The sequence below is a fragment of the Staphylococcus pasteuri genome, assembly GCF_003970495.1.
Lineage (GTDB): Bacteria > Bacillota > Bacilli > Staphylococcales > Staphylococcaceae > Staphylococcus > Staphylococcus pasteuri.
The window spans coordinates 1-19,157 of sequence record NZ_RXWW01000008.1 but is presented as its reverse complement, the minus strand read 5'-3'; the positions used below and the strand labels follow the sequence as shown (position 1 = coordinate 19,157).

Annotated in this window: 16 protein-coding genes; 12 read left to right on the top strand and 4 right to left on the bottom strand. The window is 31.4% G+C overall.

All coding sequences use genetic code 11. The annotated features are described in order from the left end of the window. Positions 1-117 precede the first annotated feature (117 nt). Positions 118-579 carry a free L-methionine (R)-S-oxide reductase MsrC gene (gene msrC / locus CD121_RS00905; protein WP_029055661.1) on the bottom strand — a complete coding sequence of 154 codons (462 nt, stop codon included), beginning with the start codon at positions 577-579 and terminating at the stop codon, positions 118-120. Positions 580-714: 135 nt separating this feature from the next. Between msrC and ezrA the strand changes: the two genes are divergently transcribed. From ezrA to CD121_RS00870, 7 genes are all read left to right on the top strand, one after another. Continuing rightward, positions 715-2,409: a septation ring formation regulator EzrA gene (gene ezrA / locus CD121_RS00900; protein WP_126567285.1), complete on the top strand. Its 1,695-nt coding sequence runs from the start codon at positions 715-717 to the stop codon at positions 2,407-2,409. A gap of 240 nt (positions 2,410-2,649) precedes the next feature. Beyond that, complete coding sequence (locus CD121_RS00895; RefSeq protein WP_126567284.1) at positions 2,650-3,789, top strand: cysteine desulfurase family protein; 1,140 nt, start codon at positions 2,650-2,652, stop codon at positions 3,787-3,789. Beyond that, a complete protein-coding gene (gene thiI, locus CD121_RS00890; RefSeq protein ID WP_117238964.1) occupies positions 3,789-5,012 on the top strand; it encodes a tRNA uracil 4-sulfurtransferase ThiI in 1,224 nt (407 codons plus the stop codon). Before CD121_RS00895 ends, thiI begins: the two co-directional genes overlap by 1 nt. Positions 5,013-5,037: 25 nt before the next feature. Next, on the top strand, positions 5,038-5,814 hold the full coding sequence (locus CD121_RS00885) for a TSUP family transporter (RefSeq protein WP_017638233.1): 777 nt from the start codon (positions 5,038-5,040) through the stop codon (positions 5,812-5,814). A gap of 227 nt (positions 5,815-6,041) precedes the next feature. Beyond that, complete coding sequence (tpx, locus tag CD121_RS00880; protein ID WP_029055664.1) at positions 6,042-6,536, top strand: thiol peroxidase; 495 nt, start codon at positions 6,042-6,044, stop codon at positions 6,534-6,536. A gap of 121 nt (positions 6,537-6,657) precedes the next feature. Further along, positions 6,658-7,605, top strand: a complete 948-nt coding sequence (locus CD121_RS00875; RefSeq protein ID WP_126567283.1) for a class I SAM-dependent methyltransferase — start codon at positions 6,658-6,660, stop codon at positions 7,603-7,605. A gap of 87 nt (positions 7,606-7,692) precedes the next feature. After that, positions 7,693-8,928: an acetate kinase gene (locus CD121_RS00870; RefSeq protein WP_017638230.1), complete on the top strand. Its 1,236-nt coding sequence runs from the start codon at positions 7,693-7,695 to the stop codon at positions 8,926-8,928. Between the two features lie 147 nt (positions 8,929-9,075). On the opposite strand, the gene CD121_RS00865 is transcribed toward CD121_RS00870, so the two are convergent. Continuing rightward, entirely contained in the window at positions 9,076-9,576 is a 501-nt protein-coding gene (locus CD121_RS00865) for a universal stress protein (RefSeq protein WP_017638229.1), read from the bottom strand. 153 nt (positions 9,577-9,729) lie between these two features. On the opposite strand from CD121_RS00865, the gene ald reads away from it, so the two are divergent. Next, a complete protein-coding gene (gene ald, locus CD121_RS00860) occupies positions 9,730-10,848 on the top strand; it encodes an alanine dehydrogenase (RefSeq protein WP_046466802.1) in 1,119 nt (372 codons plus the stop codon). Positions 10,849-10,933: 85 nt separating this feature from the next. Here the strand turns inward: ald and CD121_RS00855 are convergent, their stop codons facing one another. Then, complete coding sequence (locus tag CD121_RS00855; RefSeq protein ID WP_126567282.1) at positions 10,934-11,989, bottom strand: M24 family metallopeptidase; 1,056 nt, start codon at positions 11,987-11,989, stop codon at positions 10,934-10,936. Between the two features lie 146 nt (positions 11,990-12,135). On the opposite strand from CD121_RS00855, the gene CD121_RS00850 reads away from it, so the two are divergent. Further along, complete coding sequence (locus CD121_RS00850) at positions 12,136-12,825, top strand: metal-dependent hydrolase (protein WP_126567281.1); 690 nt, start codon at positions 12,136-12,138, stop codon at positions 12,823-12,825. 106 nt (positions 12,826-12,931) lie between these two features. On the opposite strand, the gene CD121_RS00845 is transcribed toward CD121_RS00850, so the two are convergent. Beyond that, positions 12,932-13,345 (bottom strand): universal stress protein, encoded by a 414-nt coding sequence (locus tag CD121_RS00845; RefSeq protein WP_017638225.1) that lies wholly within the window; start codon positions 13,343-13,345, stop codon positions 12,932-12,934. Positions 13,346-13,548: 203 nt separating this feature from the next. On the opposite strand from CD121_RS00845, the gene CD121_RS00840 reads away from it, so the two are divergent. The 3 genes from CD121_RS00840 to CD121_RS00830 are packed head-to-tail and all read left to right on the top strand — an operon-like array spanning position 13,549 to position 19,043. Beyond that, a complete protein-coding gene (locus CD121_RS00840; protein WP_017638224.1) occupies positions 13,549-14,847 on the top strand; it encodes a DRTGG domain-containing protein in 1,299 nt (432 codons plus the stop codon). Positions 14,848-14,876: 29 nt separating this feature from the next. Continuing rightward, the gene (locus tag CD121_RS00835) at positions 14,877-15,815 is read left to right on the top strand and encodes a DHH family phosphoesterase (RefSeq protein ID WP_126567280.1); all 939 of its coding nucleotides are present in this window, start codon (positions 14,877-14,879) and stop codon (positions 15,813-15,815) included. Between the two features lie 33 nt (positions 15,816-15,848). Continuing rightward, positions 15,849-19,043, top strand: coding sequence for a DNA polymerase III subunit alpha (locus CD121_RS00830; RefSeq protein ID WP_126567279.1), 3,195 nt, complete (start codon positions 15,849-15,851; stop codon positions 19,041-19,043). Positions 19,044-19,157 lie beyond the last annotated feature (114 nt).

Genomic DNA, 19,157 nt, shown 5'->3' with positions numbered 1-19,157 from the left:
CGTCCACATTGGGAACAACATAGCGCTCAATAATATACAACTGCTATTTTCGTTAATTCACACAAATTTCATTGTACCAGTTTATATAAAAGAGTCAATACTTTTATACTAAATTAGTTATATTTGATTTTCTATAATCGAAACGATTTTTTCCAATCCTATTCTATCTTGATCATTAAATCTATTTTTTATTGGCGCATCAATATCTAAAACGCCTATAATTTTGCCATCCTTATGAATTGGTACAACAATTTCTGAATTACTATTTGCATCACAAGCAATGTGACCTGGAAATTGATGGACATCTTTCACAACTTGTGTTTCATTAGTAGAGACTGCAGTTCCGCATACACCTTTTCCGATTTGAATGTGGACACAAGCAGGATGACCTTGAAAAGGACCTAAGATAAGTTCGTTTTCCTCTATTAAATAGAAGCCGACCCAATTAATTTTATCCATATTGTCATTAATAAGCGCAGAGGCATTACTTAATATAGCAATTAAATTAGTTTCATCTTCTATTAGACTAGAGAGCTGTTTTTGTAATAAGTCATAATTTGTATTTTTAATGTCTATCATAACCTGTCCCCTTAAATAATATTTTACAATAGTATAAGGTGTTTAAAATATTCTATCAATAAATACATTTTCTGATTTAATGAAACGATAAATTACGTTATAATAATGAATGATAACATAGGAGGAGAAGTACATATGGTGTTATATATCATTTTAGCAATAATTGTTATTATACTGATTGCTGTAGGTATAATGTTTTATTTGCGCTCGAACAAACGACAGCTCATTGAAAAGGCTGAAGAACGTAAAGTTGAAATTGAAACTCTACCTTTTGACCAAAACATTAAAAAATTATCAAGCTTAAATTTGAAAGGTGAAACTAAAACTAAATACGACGCAATGAAAAAAGACAACTTAGAAAATACTAATAATTACTTAGCTCCTGTTGAGGAAAAAATTCACAATGCTGAGGAGTTATTAGATAAGTTTAATTTTTCAGGTGCTCAAGCTGAAATCGATGATGCTCACGAATTAATGGATCAATATGAAGCTAGTTATAATAACCAAGTTTCACAAGTAGATGAGATTTTAGCACTACATAAAGATAATGAATCGTTATATGAAAAGTGCAAAGTTGATCATCGTGAAATGAAAAGGGATATTTTAGCTAATCGTCATCAATATGGTGAAGCTGCAAATCCATTGGAAACAGAAATTGAAAATTTTGAACCTAAATTATCTCAATATGAAGTATTAAAAGCTGATGGCAATTATGTGCAAGCACACAATCATATTTCATCATTACATGAAGAGATGCAAAGTTTAAAAGAATATATGGAAGAAATTCCAGAATTAATCCGTGAAGCACAAAAAGAATTACCTGGTCAATTCCAAGACTTGAAATATGGTTGCAGAGATCTAAAAGTAGAAGGATACGATTTAGACCATGTCAAAGTTGATGGAACAGTTCAAAGCTTGAAAACAGAATTAAGTTTTGTTGAACCTATGATTAGTAGATTAGAATTAAACGAAGCAAATGATAAACTTGAATATATCAATGATAAATTAGATGAAATGTATGATTTAATTGAACATGAAGTTAAGGCTAAAAATGAAGTAGAAGAAACTAAAGATGTTATCACTGATGATTTATTTAAAGCCAAAGACATGAATTATACATTGAAAACAGAAATTGAATATGTTCGTGAAAATTATTATATTAATGAATCAGATGTTCAAAGCGTAAGACAATTTGAAAATGAAATTCAAAATCTTATCTCTGTATATGATGAAATTCTTAAAGAAATGTCTAAATCTGCAGTTCGCTATAGTGAAGTACAAGATAATTTACAATATCTAGAAGATCACGTGAGCGTTATTAATGAAAAACAAGATAAACTACAAAATCATTTAATTCAATTACGTGAAGATGAAGCAGAAGCTGAAGATAATTTAATTCGCGTACAATCTAAAAAAGAAGAAGTTTATCGCCGATTACTTGCTTCTAACTTGCCAAGTGTTCCGGAAAGATTCATTATTATGAAAAATGAAATAGATTATGAAGTTCGTGAAGTAGATGAACAATTTAGTGATAGACCAATACATGTAAAACAATTAAAAGACAAAGTTGCTAAAATTGTTATTCAGATGAACACATTTGAAGATGAAGCTAATGATGTATTAGTTAATGCAGTTTACGCTGAAAAACTAATCCAATACGGTAATAGATATCGTAAAGATTACCAAAGCATTGATAAAAGCTTAAACGAAGCGGAACGTTTATTTAAAAACAACCGTTACAAACGTTCAATCGAAATTTCAGAACAAGCACTTGAAAGTGTAGAACCAGGAATTACTAAGCATATTGAAGAACAAGTAATTAAAGAATAATTGATATTAATTAATAGAGACATGATTTCCATATAATTGGAAGTCATGTCTTTTATTTTTATAAAAAAATAGTATAATGCTTGAGTATGCTTATTTAGAATATTAAATGGTAAAATACCTCAATAATACATAATAATTATTAATATAAATAAACGAGATAAAACGCTATAAAAAATAGAAATGATTATCCTAAATGTTTAGATTAAACTTAAAAATTTTCAAGAAAGAGAAGTGTTATCAATGATTTATTTAGATAATGCAGCTACTACAAAAGTTGATTCAAGTGTAATGAATTCTTTTGTGAAAGTTAATGAATCACTTTATTTCAATCCCAATAGTCCTCATCAAGCAGGTCTTCAAGCTGAAAAACTATTACAACAAGCAAAAGAGCAAATCAATCAAGCACTTAAATTAAATCATTTATATGATATTATTTTCACAAGTGGTGCAACTGAATCGAACAATATGGCTTTGAAAGGTATAGCTTATCGTAAAAAAGATACTGCTAATGAAATTATCACGTCAGTATTAGAGCATCCTTCTGTATTAGAAGTTGTAAGATATTTAGCTGAAAAAGAAGGATTCATATTAAAATATGTCAATGTTAAACCTAATGGACAAATAGATATTGAACATTTCAAAGCATTGATGAATGATCGTGTAGGGCTTGTAACATGTATGTATGTGAATAATATTATGGGACAAATTCAACCTATTAAACAAATTGTAAACATATTAAAAGAATATCCGAAAGCTCATTTTCACGTTGATGCCGTACAAGCACTAGGAAAAATCCCGTTAAATATAGACGGAATTGATAGTTTAAGTTTAAGTGGGCACAAATTTAACGGACTTAAAGGGCAAGGTTTATTAATTACTAGAACAGCTCATAATCTCGAACCAATTATTCATGGCGGTGGACAAGAATTTGGTGTTCGTAGCGGCACAGTCAATTTACCGATAGCAGTATCAATGGTTAAAGCAATCAATCAAGCTGTTCAACAAACTGAACAATTAAACCAAACATTATCTTCTTATCAACAACAAATAAGAGAAATGGTTGAAACATATCATGGTGTGAAAATAAATTCTCCAGAAGATGCAGCGCCACAAATCATTAATATAGGTTTCCCTGGTGTAAAAGGTGAAGTATTAGTTAATGCATTTTCTAAACAAGATATAATGGTTTCTACTACGAGTGCATGTTCCTCTAAAAGAGGAAAACTGAATGAAGTATTATTAGCTATGGGAATACCGGAAAAACAAATCGAAGGCAGTATCCGATTATCAATGGGCCAAACTACCACACAAGCTGATATTGATACATTTAAAGAAAAATTTGAACTAATATATAAAGAAATCAAGGAGTTGTTGAAATAATGAAATACGACCATTTAATCGTAAGATATGGTGAGTTAACGCTTAAAGGTTCTAACCGTAAAAAGTTTGTTAACCAATTAAAAACCAATGTGACTAGAGCGTTAAAACCTCTAGAAGGATTTCATATCAAAGGTAAAAGAGACCGTATGTATATTGAATTATCAGATGAAGCTGATATTGATGAAATCATTGACCGTTTATCAAAAGTATATGGTATCAAATCAATCAGTCCAGTATTAAAAACAGAAAAAAATGATCAAGCAATTGCTGAAGTAGCTGTTCGTTTAGCACAATCATTTGAAAAAGGTTCTACATTTAAAATTGACGTCAAAAGATCTGATAAATCGTACCACAAAGACACTTATGAATTACAACGTGAAATTGGTGGCGAAGTATTAAAAAATGTTGAAGGTTTAACAGTAGATGTTAAACGTCCACAACATGAAATTCGAGTAGAAGTTCGATTAGATGCGATTTATTTATATGTAGATGTTATACAAGGATCAGGTGGTTTACCTGTAGGTACTGGTGGTAAGACGTTATTGATGCTATCAGGAGGTATAGATTCACCTGTTGCTGGTATGGAAGTTATGAAACGTGGCGTAACTATTGAAGCCATTCATTTCCATAGTCCACCATTCACAAGTGAAAAGGCTAAGGAAAAAGTCATTGAATTAACACGTATTTTATCAGAACGTGTGGGTCCAATTAAGTTGCATATTGTACCTTTTACTGAATTACAGAAGCAAATTAATAAATCAGTTCATCCAAGATATACAATGACATCTACAAGACGTTTGATGATGAGAGTGGCTGATCAATTAGTTCATAAAATTGGTGCGTTGGGTATTGTAAACGGTGAAAACTTAGGTCAAGTGGCTAGTCAAACATTAAATAGTATGTATGCCATAAACCATGTTACGTCAACACCGGTGTTACGACCATTGTTAACACTTGATAAAGAAGACATTGTTAAAAAAGCAAAAGACATTGGTACGTTTGAGGTGTCTATACAACCATATGAAGATTGTTGTACGATTTTCACACCTAAAAATCCTGTTACAGAACCTGATTTTGATAAAGTTGTAGAATATGAAAGTGTATTTAATTTCGATGATATGGTTGACGAAGCAGTTGAAAATATTGAAACGATAACTATAGATAAAAATTATAAATCTGAAAAAGATAAAACAACTGATGCTTTAATTGAAGATTTATTTTAATAGATTAGCGTAAAGGGGTCATGTCATGGGATGGGATGTATACGTTATATTAATCATAGTTTTATTTGGCTTTTTAGCTGCATTTATTGATTCGGTTGTAGGCGGTGGAGGTTTAATTTCAACCCCTGCACTATTAGCAATAGGGCTGCCACCTGCAGTTGCATTAGGTACAAATAAATTAGCTAGTTCTTTTGGAACATTAACGAGTACAATTAAATTCGTTAGGTCAGGCAATGTAGATTTAAAGATTGTTGCGAAATTATTTCCTTTTGTACTTGTGGCTTCAGTGGGCGGGGCATATTTAGCAACAATGCTTCCTGCACAATTGCTAAAACCATTAATCATAGTCGCTTTGTCATTGGTATTTATATATACGCTTGTTAAAAAGGACTGGGGATCAGTACGTACCTTTACTTCTTTTACACCTATAAAAGCAACTATGTTTGTTATTGCTTATCTCATCATTGGTTTTTATGATGGATTTATTGGTGGTGGCACAGGCTCTTTTATGTTATTTGTATTACTTATGTTTGGTTTTGATTTTTTAAGTGCTGCAGGTAATGCTAAAGTACTTAATTTTGCATCGAACATAGGTGCACTTATATTATTTATGTCATTAGGACAAGTAAATTATTTTTATGGAATGATTATGGCGATAAGTATGATAGTAGGTTCATATGTTGGAGCCCAATTTGCAATAAGTAAAGGCGTAGGTTACGTAAAAGTGTTATTTATAATCGTTACAGCAGTTTTAATTGTTAAAAATGCATATGATTATATTATACATCTGCTTACAAATTAAATAACTATAATAAAGCAAATCAAGGATGGTATTAATGCACATTGTATTAAAATATCTTTTGATTTGCTTTTTTATTTTCAATAAAATAAGTGGGGATAAGATATTCATAATTAACACACGTAATGACACGGATAAATTTTAAAAATATAAAAGTTTAAAATTGAATTTAGTCTTACTGTTATCGTATGATATAAATGTATGAAAATTATTTATAGGAGGTCATAACAATGACTGAAATTACTTTTAGTAACAATCCAGTAACATTATCAGGACAACAAGTGAATGTAGGAGATATTGCACCTGATTTTACAGTATTAGATAATGATTTAAATCAAAAATCATTAGATGACTATGCTAATAAGAAAAAATTAATTAGTGTTGTACCATCAATTGATACAGGTGTATGTGACCAACAAACTCGTAAATTCAACGAAGAAGCTTCACAAGAAGATGGTGTTGTATTAACAATTTCAGTTGACCTACCATTTGCACAAAAAAGATGGTGCGCTTCTAATGGTTTAGAAAATGTTGTTACATTAAGCGACCATAGAGACTTATCATTTGGTGAGAACTTTGGTGTAGTAATGGAAGGAATGAGATTATTAGCTCGTTCTGTATTCGTACTAGATCAAGATAATAAAGTGGTTTATAAAGAAATTGTGAGTGAAGGAACAAACTTCCCAGATTTTGATAAAGCTTTAGAAGCATATAAAAATTTATAAGAATTAAATTTTAGATACCGATTTGAATAGTAAGTGCCCATCTTTTTAAAAGTGATAAAATGATAAAATATTGATTTTCACTATCGAAATGATGGGCACTTTTTATAGAGAGGGAATTAAAATGACTGAAGAAAATACGATTATGGAAAAGTTATTCCAGCACTTAGATGAAAAAGCTAAAACTTTAAATCAAGAAAATGGGCAAAGTTTTATAGAAAATCTAGGTTTAGCTATGGAAGACGTTTATACAAGCCAACGAGAAATGTTGGAACAAGCAACATTGCAAGATCGAAGAAAAGCTTTCCAATTTGCATATTTAAGTTTAATGCAAGAGGAAAATATTCAAGCGAACCATCAAATCACACCATATTCTATTGGACTTATTTTAGGATTCTTGGTACAACGATTTACGCAAAATAAAGAAGAGATGCATGTTGTCGATATTGCTAGTGGTGCTGGACATTTAAGTGCGGCTGTTAAAGAAGTATTAACCGATAAAACAATTATGCATCATCTTATAGAAGTGGATCCTGTATTATCAAGAGTTAGTGTGCATTTAGCAAATTATCTTGAAATCCCGTTTGATGTTTACCCACAAGACGCTATTATGCCATTACCACTAGAAGAAGCAGATATCATTATTGGTGACTTACCAATTGGATATTATCCAGTTGACGAACGTAGTAAAGAAATGAAATTAGGTTTCGAAGAGGGACATAGTTACTCACACTATTTACTTATTGAACAAGCTGTAAATGCATTAAAAGGGGCAGGATATGCATTTTTAGTTGTTCCAAGTGAATTATTTTCAGGAGAACATGTGAAACAGTTAGAAAAATTCATTACTACAGAAACAGAGATGCAAGCATTTCTTAATTTACCATCAACATTATTTAAAAATGAGAAAGCTCGTAAATCTATATTGATTTTACAAAAGAAAGAAACTGGTGTTACAAAACCAGTTGAAGTATTTTTAGCTAATATTCCTGATTTCAAAAATCCACAACAATTCCAAGGTTTTATGTCTGAATTAAATCAGTGGATGGACACAAATCATACAAAAAAATAATCTGTAACAGTATAGAATTCAAACTGTGTTAATGATAAAATAAACTATGAAAAATATAATTAAACAAACGATGGAGGACAAAATATTATGTCAAAATTAATTTTGGCGATTAATGCTGGTAGCTCTTCTTTGAAGTTCCAGCTTATTAGAATGCCTGAAGAAAAAACAGTTACCAAAGGCGTTGTTGAAAGAATTGGTATGAAAGATTCAATTTTTACAATCTTAGTTGAAGGGGAAAAACTAACTGAAGTCAAAGATATCAAAGACCATGAAGAAGCGGTAGATATTATGTTGGCGAAATTCAAAGAACATAATATTATTCAAGATATCTATGAAATTCAAGGAACAGGACATCGAGTTGTACACGGTGGCGAAACATTTCCTTCATCAGCTGTAGTAACTGACGAAGTTGAAGAACAAATTGAGGCATTGAGTGAGCTAGCACCATTGCATAACCCAGCTAACTTGATGGGTATTAGAGCATTTAGAAAGCTTTTACCAGAAATACCACATGTAGCGGTTTTCGATACATCATTCCACCAAACTATGCCTGAACAGGCTTATTTATATAGTTTACCTTATCGTTATTATGAAGATTACGGAATTCGTAAATATGGTTTCCATGGTACTAGTCATAAATATGTTTCACGTCGTGCAGCAGAAATCTTAGGTAAACCAATTGAAGATTTACGCATTATTTCATGTCATATTGGTAATGGTGCATCAGTTGCTGCGATAGATGGAGGAGAATCAATTGATACTTCAATGGGATTCACTCCATTAGCAGGAGTAACTATGGGTACACGTTCAGGTAACCTTGACCCAGCGTTAATTCCATATATTATGGAGAAAACTGGTAAAAATGCTGATGAAGTGTTAAATATTCTTAATAAAGAGTCTGGATTATTAGGATTAACAGGTACTTCAAGTGACTTACGTGATTTAACAGAAGAAGCTAAACATGGACGTCATAGATCACGTGTTGCATTAGATTTATTCGCTTCAAAAATCCATAAATATATCGGTTCTTATGCAGCAAGAATGCATGGCGTAGATGTAATTGTGTTTACTGCTGGTATAGGTGAAAACTCACATATCATTCGTGGTAAAGTGTTAGAAGGACTAGAGTTTATGGGCGTTTATTGGGATCCTAAGAAAAATGAAAATCTTCATGGTGAAGAAGGCGAAATCAATTACCCACATTCACCTGTTAAAGTACTCGTTGTACCAACAGATGAAGAAGTTATGATTTCAAGAGACGTAGTTAAATATGGTGGCTTATCTGTAGAAGAAGAATCATCAGAAAATGCTGAGTCAAAATAAAAAATTAAGTGTAACTAAAAATACCACTATCTAAAGTTAGATAGTGGTATTTTTTCTAACTAATGGTCTTTTTCAGCGTATTTAACTATAAAACAAATAAAAAACTCACCTTAATTAAAAGGTGAGTCTATATAACCTAAACTAATATTAATTAGAATATCTTTCACGTAATTGTGGAGTTGCAACTTGTGGTTGGAAGTCATTTGGAATTTCTTCTGTTCTTACAACTAAAACATCACAAGGTGCGTGTCTAACGATAGCTTCAGAAACAGAACCAACGATGAATCGTTCAACTGCATTAAGACCTGAAGTACCACTCATAATTAAGTCAGCACCAACTTCTGGTGCAATTTTTTTAGGGATAATCGCTTTAGGTGAACCAAATTCTAAACGCGTTTCAACGTTTGTAACACCAGCATTTGCTGCAACTTCTTTGTAACCTTTTAATAATTCTTCAGAGAAGTGTTTAGATTTTTCAGTAAATTGAGCATCATATACCTCATAAGAAGAATATGTTCTAGAGTCAATAACATTAACAATTGTAAGTTTTGCGTCGTTACGTTTAGCAACCCCAACTGCTTTGTTAAAGGCCCATTCTGCTTCGTGTGAACCGTCGACTGCGATTAAAATATTTTTGTAAGTAATCATAGTCAGTACCCCTTTCGTCTTTTCTTAATTTTATTTTAACATACTTTTCAGAATTTTTAACTCGAAAAATTAACAATTTTGTGTATTTTTGTAGGCGCTTTCATTTGAGTTTTAGTAGTGTTTAGGGTTAATATGATAATGGAGTTGTGAGGAATGAAAATAGGTATTCCTAAAGAGATAAAAAATAATGAAAACAGAGTGAGTCTATCACCAAGTGGTGTACATGCATTGGTTGAACAAGGACACACTGTATTAGTTGAAACAAATGCTGGAATGGGCTCTTACTTTGAAGACATAGATTACAAAGAAGCAGGGGCTGACATCGTTTCAGAGGCTTCTCAAGTTTGGGATGTTGATATGGTTGTTAAAGTAAAAGAACCATTAGAAGAAGAATATCAATATTTCAAAGAAGGACTCATTTTATTCACTTATCTACACTTGGCTAATGAAGAAAAATTAACAAAAGCGCTTGTAGATAACAAAGTGATTGGTATTGCGTATGAAACAGTACAATTACCTGATCGCTCATTACCTTTATTAAGTCCAATGAGTGAAGTTGCTGGAAGAATGGCAACTCAAATTGGCGCTGAATTCTTACAAAAATTTAATGGTGGTATGGGAATTTTACTTGGTGGCGTACCAGGTGTTCCTAAAGGAAAAGTAACAATTATCGGTGGCGGTCAAGCTGGCACAAATGCTGCTAAAATAGCATTAGGTTTAGGTGCAGATGTCACTGTTTTAGATGTGAATCCTAAAAGATTACAAGAATTAGACGATCAATTTAATGGTAGAATTCATACTATTATGTCTAATCCTTTAAATATTGAAACATATGTTAAGGAAAGTGATTTAGTGATTGGTGCAGTATTAATTCCAGGAGCTAAAGCACCTAATCTTGTAACTGAAGATATGATTAAAGAAATGAAAAATGGTTCAGTGATCGTTGATATTGCAATCGACCAAGGCGGAATTTTTGAAACAACTGATAAAATCTCAACTCACGATGATCCGACTTATATTAAACATGGTGTTGTTCACTATGCTGTTGCCAATATGCCAGGGGCAGTACCTCGAACATCAACTTTAGCACTTAATAATGCAACATTACCGTTTGCTCAAACATTAGCTAATAAAGGCTATAAAGAAGCATTTAAATCAAATCATGCATTATCATTAGGTTTAAACACATATAAAGGTCATGTTACACATCAAGGTGTAGCAGAAGCGTTTGATATGCCTTATACTTCTGTAGAAGATGCATTAAAATCATAATTTATAATTAAATAAAAATGATATATAAATAATCCCTCAAATGGAGAATCATTTGAGGGATTATTATTGTTATTGTGAACAATAATTATTTTGTGTAATGCGTTAAAATTTCACAACCATTTTCAGTAACTAAAATATCATCTTCGATACGCACACCGGCTACACCCGGAACATAAATACCAGGTTCAATAGTAATCACCATACCCGCTTCTAAAATATTATCATTAGTACTAGAAACATCTTGATATTCATGTTCTTCAAGTCCTAAACCATGTCCAAGACGATGAGGGAAGTACTGTCCATAACCTGCATTATCAATAATATCTCTAGCGATTTTATCTATATCTTTTAATTTAACGCCTGGACGAATTGCAGATATCGCAGATTCCTCTGCATCTAATACAATGTTGTATATATCTAAAGCTTCTTTAGAAGGTGTTCCAAATTGTACCGTTCTAGTCATATCACTACAATAATGCTCATAAATAACGCCTAAATCGAAAAGAACAAGTTCATTCTTTTGCAGTTTACGATTACCAGGTACACCATGAGGTGATGCGGCATGATCACCAAATAAAACCATAGTATCGAAACTCATCTCATTTACACCATATTTCTTAATTTCGTTTTCAATATGGTTAACGACTTCTCTTTCGCTAATGCCTTCTTTTAAATAAGCGACACCTATTTCAATACATTTGTCCGCAAGATTAGCAGCATGTTTTATTTTCTTAATTTCATCAATAGATTTAATATTTCTTAAATCTTTAATAACTTGATCTATATCGCCATAATGCTCTATTTGAAATGCATTCGTCAATTCACGTTGACGTTTTACTGTTAAATGTTCACTTTCTATAAGTATTTGTTTAAATGATTTTTGGTATAAATCAAACGGATTTTCTGTATCTAAATAGCCTATAATTTTTCCTTCATAAGGTGACTGTTTAACTTCTTCAACTTCCATTTTAGGGCAAAATAAAACAGTTTCTCCATTTGATTGAATTAACAGTGCAAATAATCTTTCATGTGGTTCACTACGGTAACCAGTAAAGTAATATATATTTAAAGGTGTAGTAATCCATGCAGCATCTACATTCTCTTTTTGTAAATAATTGACGATGTCATTAATTTTTGACATGAAATTAACCTCCTATACCAGATTAAGTTAATTTTATTCCAAATAATCATATATTTCAAAGTTTCATATTATTAAATACCAAACGTGTTATAAAAATGGTGAGTTAGGGTATAGTAAATACATAATTATTTAGGAGGGCTATAATAATGAAACTATCATTTCATGGTCAATCAACAATTTATTTTGAAGGCAACGGTAAGAAAGTAATCGTAGATCCATTTATCTCAGGTAATGATAAATGTGATTTAGATGAACAAAGATTAGCAGTTGATTATATTATTTTAACGCATGGTCACGAAGATCATTTTGGCGATGTTGTAGAATTAGCTAATAGAAATCACGCTACAGTGATAGGTAGTGCAGAAATAGCTGGATATTTATCTACTTATTATGGTGTCGAAAATGTACGTGGAATGAACATTGGCGGTAAAGCTGAATTAGATTTCGGTAGCGTTAAATATGTTCAAGCATTCCATAGTTCTAGTTATACACATGAAAATGGTATTCCAGTATATCTTGGTATGCCAATGGGTATTGTTATTGAAACAGAAGGTAAAACAATTTATCATACTGGTGACACAGGATTATTCAGCGATATGGAATTAATAGCTAAACGTCATCCAGTTGATGTATGTTTCGTTCCAATCGGTGACAACTTTACTATGGGTATAGATGATGCAGCATATGCAGTTAATGAATTTATTAAACCAAGTATCTCAGTTCCTGTACACTACAATACTTTCCCATTAATTGAACAAGATCCTCAACAATTTAAAGACGCTGTAAATGTTGGTGAAGTTCAAATATTAGAACCTGGTCAAGAAGTTCAATTTTAATTATAGATATAAAAACATCCTTGGTATGAATGCCAAGGATGTTTTATAGTATGACGTTATTAACTACGCATTTATATTGAAATAAATATTAGCAAATTAATACATGTTATTTAACGATAAGTACTGGGACAGTTGCACGTTTAGCAACTTTGTGACTTACGCTACCAAGTACAAATTTTTTCTTTTCTTCTGCTTTGCGGTTACTAACGACAACAATGTCATACTTACCACTGTTAGCATGTTTTACTAGTTCTTCTTTTGCATTACCACGCACAATGATTTGATCATAATCAATACCATAATCTTCTAAAATGTGACGTGTTTTTTCTAAACGTTTGCTACGTTCTTCAGTGATTTTATCCAAATGCACACCAGCTTTAATTGACGCTTGAGCATCTTGTTCATTGATGGCATTTAAAATAGTTACAACAGTATCATCACCTGCAAGTTTAGAAACAGCTTCTAAAGCTTTTTCATTTTTAATATGAGTATCTACACCTAATAATATATTTTTATACATAAGTCTATCCCTCCTTATCTCCATTCTAATAAAAATAGGGGAATATTTCCATTTAAATTAAAAGTAATTTTAATAAAATTATCTTTTCACAAAAGATGTTAATTTATAATAGAAGTTTTATAAATTCGAAAGTGCGCTTCAATGATTTTTTCTCGTTAAAAAGTTATAATAAGCATAACATTGTTCTAAGAAGAGGTAACGTTATGACTAAACATGAACAAATTTTAAAACACATTGAATCGCTAGCAATCGGTTCGAAAATTTCAGTAAGAAAAATAGCGAAAGATTTAACTGTTTCAGAGGGTACAGCTTATAGAGCTATTAAAGATGCGGGCCAACTTGGTTTAGTAACAACAATAGATAGAGTTGGTACAGTTAGAATTGAAAAGCGAAATCGTGATGAAATTGATAATTTAACATTTAATGAAATTGCTAATATTATTGAAGGTCAAATTATTGCAGGTAAAAACGGTGTTAATAAAACAGTCTCAAATTTTGCAATTGGTGCTATGGAGTTAAAGGACATATTAAGATATATTGGTCCACAAACATTACTCATTATTGGAAACCGTGAACAAGTTCAGCTTGAAGTGATGAAAAGAGGAACAGCAATATTAATTACTGGTGGATTTTATCCAAGTAAAGAAGTGATAAAATATGCTGACGAACATGATTTACCTATTCTTTCTTCTAGCTACGATACATTTTTAGTTGCAAATATTATTAACCGTGCGATGTTTAATCAAAAAATTCGTAAAGAAATCTTAGTAGTTGAAGATATTGTTAAGCCTATTAATGAGCTTTCAGTTTTAATGAACTCTATGACTTTACAAGACTATAAACAAATTGCAAATGAAACAGGACATACACGTTTTCCAGTTGTGAATAATGATTATAAACTAGTTGGTATTGTCACTAGTAGAGAAATGATAAATATGAATGAAAATGATTTAATTGAAGACGTTATGACTAAAAATCCAATTAGTGTTAAGTTATCAAATACTGTGGCTAGTTGTGCACACTTATTAATTTGGGAAGGTATTGAACTCTTACCAGTTACAGATAATAATAAAAAAGCAGTTGGTGTTATAAATAGGCAAGATGTTTTAAAATCTATGCAATTATTAGGACGACAACCTCAAATTGGTGAGACGATTAACGATCAAATTGCGAAACATATTACAATTAACCATGACAGTATTCAGACGGATGTGTCGCCGCTATTAACTAATCATTATGGCACACTAAGTAAAGCCGTATTTGTCGGTATTATAGAAGAAACTTTACGTCATGAAATGAGAAAGTATAAAAAAGGCAATGTCATGATTGAAAGTTTGAATATTATTTATTTAAAAACTGTGCCAATTGAAACTGGTATCGATGTTGAGTACGAAATGCTAGATGTGGGAAGATATTTTGCTAAATTAGAAGTTACAATGTTTTGTCAAAATGAAAAAGTTGCTAATGCATCAGTCATTTGTCAAATGTTTGAAGGATATTAATCAATGATATAAAAGAGGGGTCAATATAAATGGAAATACTAATGAATGATATTATGAAAGAAATAGAATCAACAGACAAAGTTATCATACACAGACATGTGAGACCAGATCCAGACGCATACGGTTCTCAATTAGGTTTGAAATATTATTTAAAACTTAAATTTCCTGATAAAGAAATTTATGCAGTAGGTGAAGCAGAAGAGTCACTTAATTTTATTGGAACATTTGATCAAGTTGAAGATGAAACTTATCAAGATGCACTTGTAATTGTTTGTGATACAGCCAATGCGCCTCGTATTGATGATCAACGATATGCATTAGGTGCGAGAGTGTTAAAAATTGATCATCACCCTGCTGTTGATCAATATGGAGAAATTAATTTAGTAAATACTAATGCGTCTTCTACAAGTGAGATTATTTATGATATGATCCTGCACTTTAATGACGAAAGCATCATCAATGCGGACGTTGCACGTGTGCTTCATTTAGGTATTGTAGGGGATACAGGAAGATTCTTATTTAATAATACGACACAACACACAATGGAAATTGCTGGAAGACTAATTGGATTCCCATTTGATCATAATGCTGAGCTTAATAAAATGTCTGAAAAAGACCCTAGATTAATGCCATTCCAAGGTTATGTTTTACAAAACTTTGAGTTATTTGAAGATGGCTATTGTCAAGTGCGTATAACTAAAGATGTTTTAGAACAGTTTAATATTAAATCTAATGAAGCGTCACAGTTCGTCAATACCATTGCTGATATCCGTGGTCTTAAAATCTGGATGTTCGGTGTAGATGAAGGAGATCAAATTCGTTGTCGTCTACGTTCTAAAGGACAATTTGTCATAAATGATGTTGCCAGTGATTTTGGCGGTGGAGGCCATCCTAATGCTTCTGGCGTTTCTGTTTATAGTTGGGAAGAATTTGATTTGCTAGCCAAAGCTTTACGTCAAAAATTATAAGTACAATCACTTAAAGAAAGGAGTCATACAAACATGGTTGCATATTTAAATATTCATACGGCCTATGATTTATTAAACTCCAGTTTGAAAATTACAGACGCAGTTGAAAAGGCCAAAAGAGAAGGTGTAGATACACTTGCAATTACAGATACAAATGTTTTGTATGGCTATCCTAAGTTTTATGATGCTTGTATCGAAGCGGGTATTCATCCTGTATTTGGGATGACTGTATTATTAACTGATGGTTTATATCAAATAGAAACAGTATTATTAGCTCAAAATAATGATGGTTTAAAAGATTTATATCAATTATCTTCAGCGATAAAAATGAAAGAGAAAGTAGATATTTCAATTGATTGGTTAAAACGATACGAAGCAAATTTAATTATTATTTTTAAAAATGCAGAAGAACAACATCAACAATTAATTGAGTCTTTTGATTTTAAGCAACATGTTTACATAAATCAAAATTCAGTCCAAATAAACAATAGAGAGTGTGTATGGTTAAATACTGCACGTTATTTAAATAAAGAAGATGCAGATACAATAACTGCATTACAAGCAATTAAAGATAATAGTAAGCTTGATTTAGTAGGGGAACAGGAAGATTTTGACGAGCATTTTTACACTTCGGAAGAAATACATAATCTTGGTTTAGATACATCCATTTTTAGAAAAACTGATGAAATAGCTCAATTATGTACTGCAGAACTCAATTATCACCAATCACTACTACCGCAATTTGAAACACCTAATGGTGAAACTTCAAAAAAATATCTATGGATGAAGTTAGAAGAACAACTAAAAAATTGGAATCTTAATCATCCTCATTATATAGACAGATTAAAACACGAATATGCCATTATTACGAATATGGGATTTGAAGATTACTTCCTTATTGTAAGTGACTTAATTCATTATGCTAAAACACATAATGTAATGGTTGGACCTGGTCGTGGTTCATCTGCTGGTTCACTAGTAAGTTATTTATTAGGAATTACTACAATTGACCCAATAAAATTCAATTTACTTTTTGAAAGATTTTTAAATCCTGAACGTGTAACAATGCCTGATATTGATATTGACTTTGAAGATACAAGACGTGAAAAAGTTATTCAATACGTCCAAGAAAAATATGGTCAACTTCATGTTTCTGGAATAGTGACATTTGGACATTTATTAGCTAGAGCTGTGGCTAGAGATGTAGGCCGTATTATGGGATTTGATGAAATAACATTAAATGAAATTTCTAAACTCATTCCATATAAATTAGGGATAACTTTAGATGAAGCATATCAAAATGACGATTTTAAACAATTCGTTCATAGAAATTATCGACATGAACGTTGGTTTGATTTGTGTAAAAAATTAGAAGGACTCCCACGTCATACCTCAACTCATGCAGCAGGTATTATTATTAATGATCACGCACTTTATGAATATGCGCCATTGACATTAGGGGATACTGGATTGCTTACACAATGGACAATGACTGAGGCAGAACGTATTGGTCTATTGAAAATCGACTTTTTAGGACTTAGAAATCTATCAATTATACATCAAATTGTGAACCAAGTGAAAAAAGATTTGAACATTGATATAGATATTGAACAAATTCCATTTAATGATAATAAAGTGTTTGAATTATTATCCCAAGGTGATACGACAGGTATTTTCCAATTAGAATCTGATGGTGTTAGAAGTGTATTGAAAAAATTGAAGCCCGAACATTTCGAAGACATTGTTGCCGTCACATCATTATATAGACCTGGGCCGATGGAAGAGATCCCTACATACATTACACGCAGACATGATCCTTCTAAAGTTCAGTATCTACATGAAGATTTAGCACCCATTTTAAAAAATACTTATGGCGTAATCATTTATCAAGAACAAATAATGCAAATAGCAAGTAAGTTCGCAAACTTCAGTTATGGCGAAGCAGATATTTTAAGACGTGCTATGAGTAAGAAAAATAGAGCAGTGCTAGAAAGTGAAAGACAACACTTTGTTGACGGTGCGTTACAAAATGGGTATGACGAATATATGAGTAAACAAATATTCGATTTAATATTGAAATTTGCTGACTATGGTTTCCCAAGAGCACATGCCGTTAGTTACTCTAAAATTGCATATATTATGAGTTATCTAAAAGTTCATTATCCAAATTACTTTTACGCTAATATATTGAGTAATGTTATTGGTAGTGAGAAAAAAACGTCAGCAATGATTGATGAAGCGAAGCATCAAAATATTAAGATATTGCCTCCTAATATCAATGAAAGTCATTGGTTCTATAAAGCAACATCTGACGGAATTTATTTATCGTTAGGTGCTATTAAAGGTGTTGGATATCAAAGCGTTAAACTTATTGTTGACGAACGATATCAAAACGGTGAATTTAAAGATTTCTTTGATTTTGCCAGAAGATTACCTAAACGAGTCAAAACTAGGAAATTATTAGAGTCATTGATTTTAGTAGGTGCGTTTGACACATTTGGTAAAAACCGTGCTACGTTATTACAGTCCATTGACCAAGTTATTGATCAAGTTACTGATATTGAACAAGATGATATGTTATTTGATTTCTTCACGCCTAAACAAGATTATGAAGAAAAAGATGAATTACCAGACAAACTAATCAGCGAATATGAGAAAGAATATTTAGGTTTTTATATTTCGAAACATCCAGTAGAAAAAGAATTTAATAAAAAGCAATATTTAACTATTTACAGATTGAATAACGCTCAAAATTACCATCCTATATTAGTGCAATTTGATCAAATTAAGCGTATCAGAACAAAAAATGGGCAAAATATGGCTTTTGTGACATTAAATGATGGTCTACATTTGATGGATGGAGTTATCTTCCCAGATCAATTTAAAAAATATGAACTTGAGTTGTCAGAAGAACACATTTATGTCATACAAGGGAAATTTGATAAAAGAAATGGTAAGAATCAGCTTATTATTAATGACATATACAGTGAAGAAGCGTTTGAGACACATAAACTCACACATTCAAATCAAATTATCGTAAGACATATTGAACAAGCAAAAGGATTTGAACAATATATTGACCAAGAAAAGACAAAACAAACTATTGAAGTACAAGCATATGATGATGAATCTAAGCGAATGTCACGTATAGGATTTATTAATAAAAATTCTGAAAATATGAGGGAACTAATACAGTTATTCAAACCTAGTGATATCCGATTTATATAACTTTTAACTACTATTAAATTATGATATAGTAAACTGATGATTTATATTTTAATCATCAGTTTATTTTGTAATTGTTTTTTGTACTATTTGTTTGTAATTGTCATTATCTTATAC

What these genes read in the sequence shown, in the direction of transcription:
- CD121_RS00840 (WP_017638224.1), top strand. Translation starts at nt 13,549, where the DNA reads ATGACTAAACATGAACAAATTTTAAAACACATTGAATCGCTAGCAATC.
- CD121_RS00855 (WP_126567282.1), bottom strand. Translation starts at nt 11,989, where the DNA reads ATGTCAAAAATTAATGACATCGTCAATTATTTACAAAAAGAGAATGTA.
- CD121_RS00830 (WP_126567279.1), top strand. Translation starts at nt 15,849, where the DNA reads ATGGTTGCATATTTAAATATTCATACGGCCTATGATTTATTAAACTCC.
- thiI (WP_117238964.1), top strand. Translation starts at nt 3,789, where the DNA reads ATGAAATACGACCATTTAATCGTAAGATATGGTGAGTTAACGCTTAAA.
- CD121_RS00845 (WP_017638225.1), bottom strand. Translation starts at nt 13,345, where the DNA reads ATGTATAAAAATATATTATTAGGTGTAGATACTCATATTAAAAATGAA.
- CD121_RS00835 (WP_126567280.1), top strand. Translation starts at nt 14,877, where the DNA reads ATGGAAATACTAATGAATGATATTATGAAAGAAATAGAATCAACAGAC.
- ald (WP_046466802.1), top strand. Translation starts at nt 9,730, where the DNA reads ATGAAAATAGGTATTCCTAAAGAGATAAAAAATAATGAAAACAGAGTG.
- CD121_RS00865 (WP_017638229.1), bottom strand. Translation starts at nt 9,576, where the DNA reads ATGATTACTTACAAAAATATTTTAATCGCAGTCGACGGTTCACACGAA.
- CD121_RS00885 (WP_017638233.1), top strand. Translation starts at nt 5,038, where the DNA reads ATGGGATGGGATGTATACGTTATATTAATCATAGTTTTATTTGGCTTT.
- CD121_RS00895 (WP_126567284.1), top strand. Translation starts at nt 2,650, where the DNA reads ATGATTTATTTAGATAATGCAGCTACTACAAAAGTTGATTCAAGTGTA.
- tpx (WP_029055664.1), top strand. Translation starts at nt 6,042, where the DNA reads ATGACTGAAATTACTTTTAGTAACAATCCAGTAACATTATCAGGACAA.
- CD121_RS00850 (WP_126567281.1), top strand. Translation starts at nt 12,136, where the DNA reads ATGAAACTATCATTTCATGGTCAATCAACAATTTATTTTGAAGGCAAC.
- CD121_RS00875 (WP_126567283.1), top strand. Translation starts at nt 6,658, where the DNA reads ATGACTGAAGAAAATACGATTATGGAAAAGTTATTCCAGCACTTAGAT.
- msrC (WP_029055661.1), bottom strand. Translation starts at nt 579, where the DNA reads ATGATAGACATTAAAAATACAAATTATGACTTATTACAAAAACAGCTC.
- CD121_RS00870 (WP_017638230.1), top strand. Translation starts at nt 7,693, where the DNA reads ATGTCAAAATTAATTTTGGCGATTAATGCTGGTAGCTCTTCTTTGAAG.
- ezrA (WP_126567285.1), top strand. Translation starts at nt 715, where the DNA reads ATGGTGTTATATATCATTTTAGCAATAATTGTTATTATACTGATTGCT.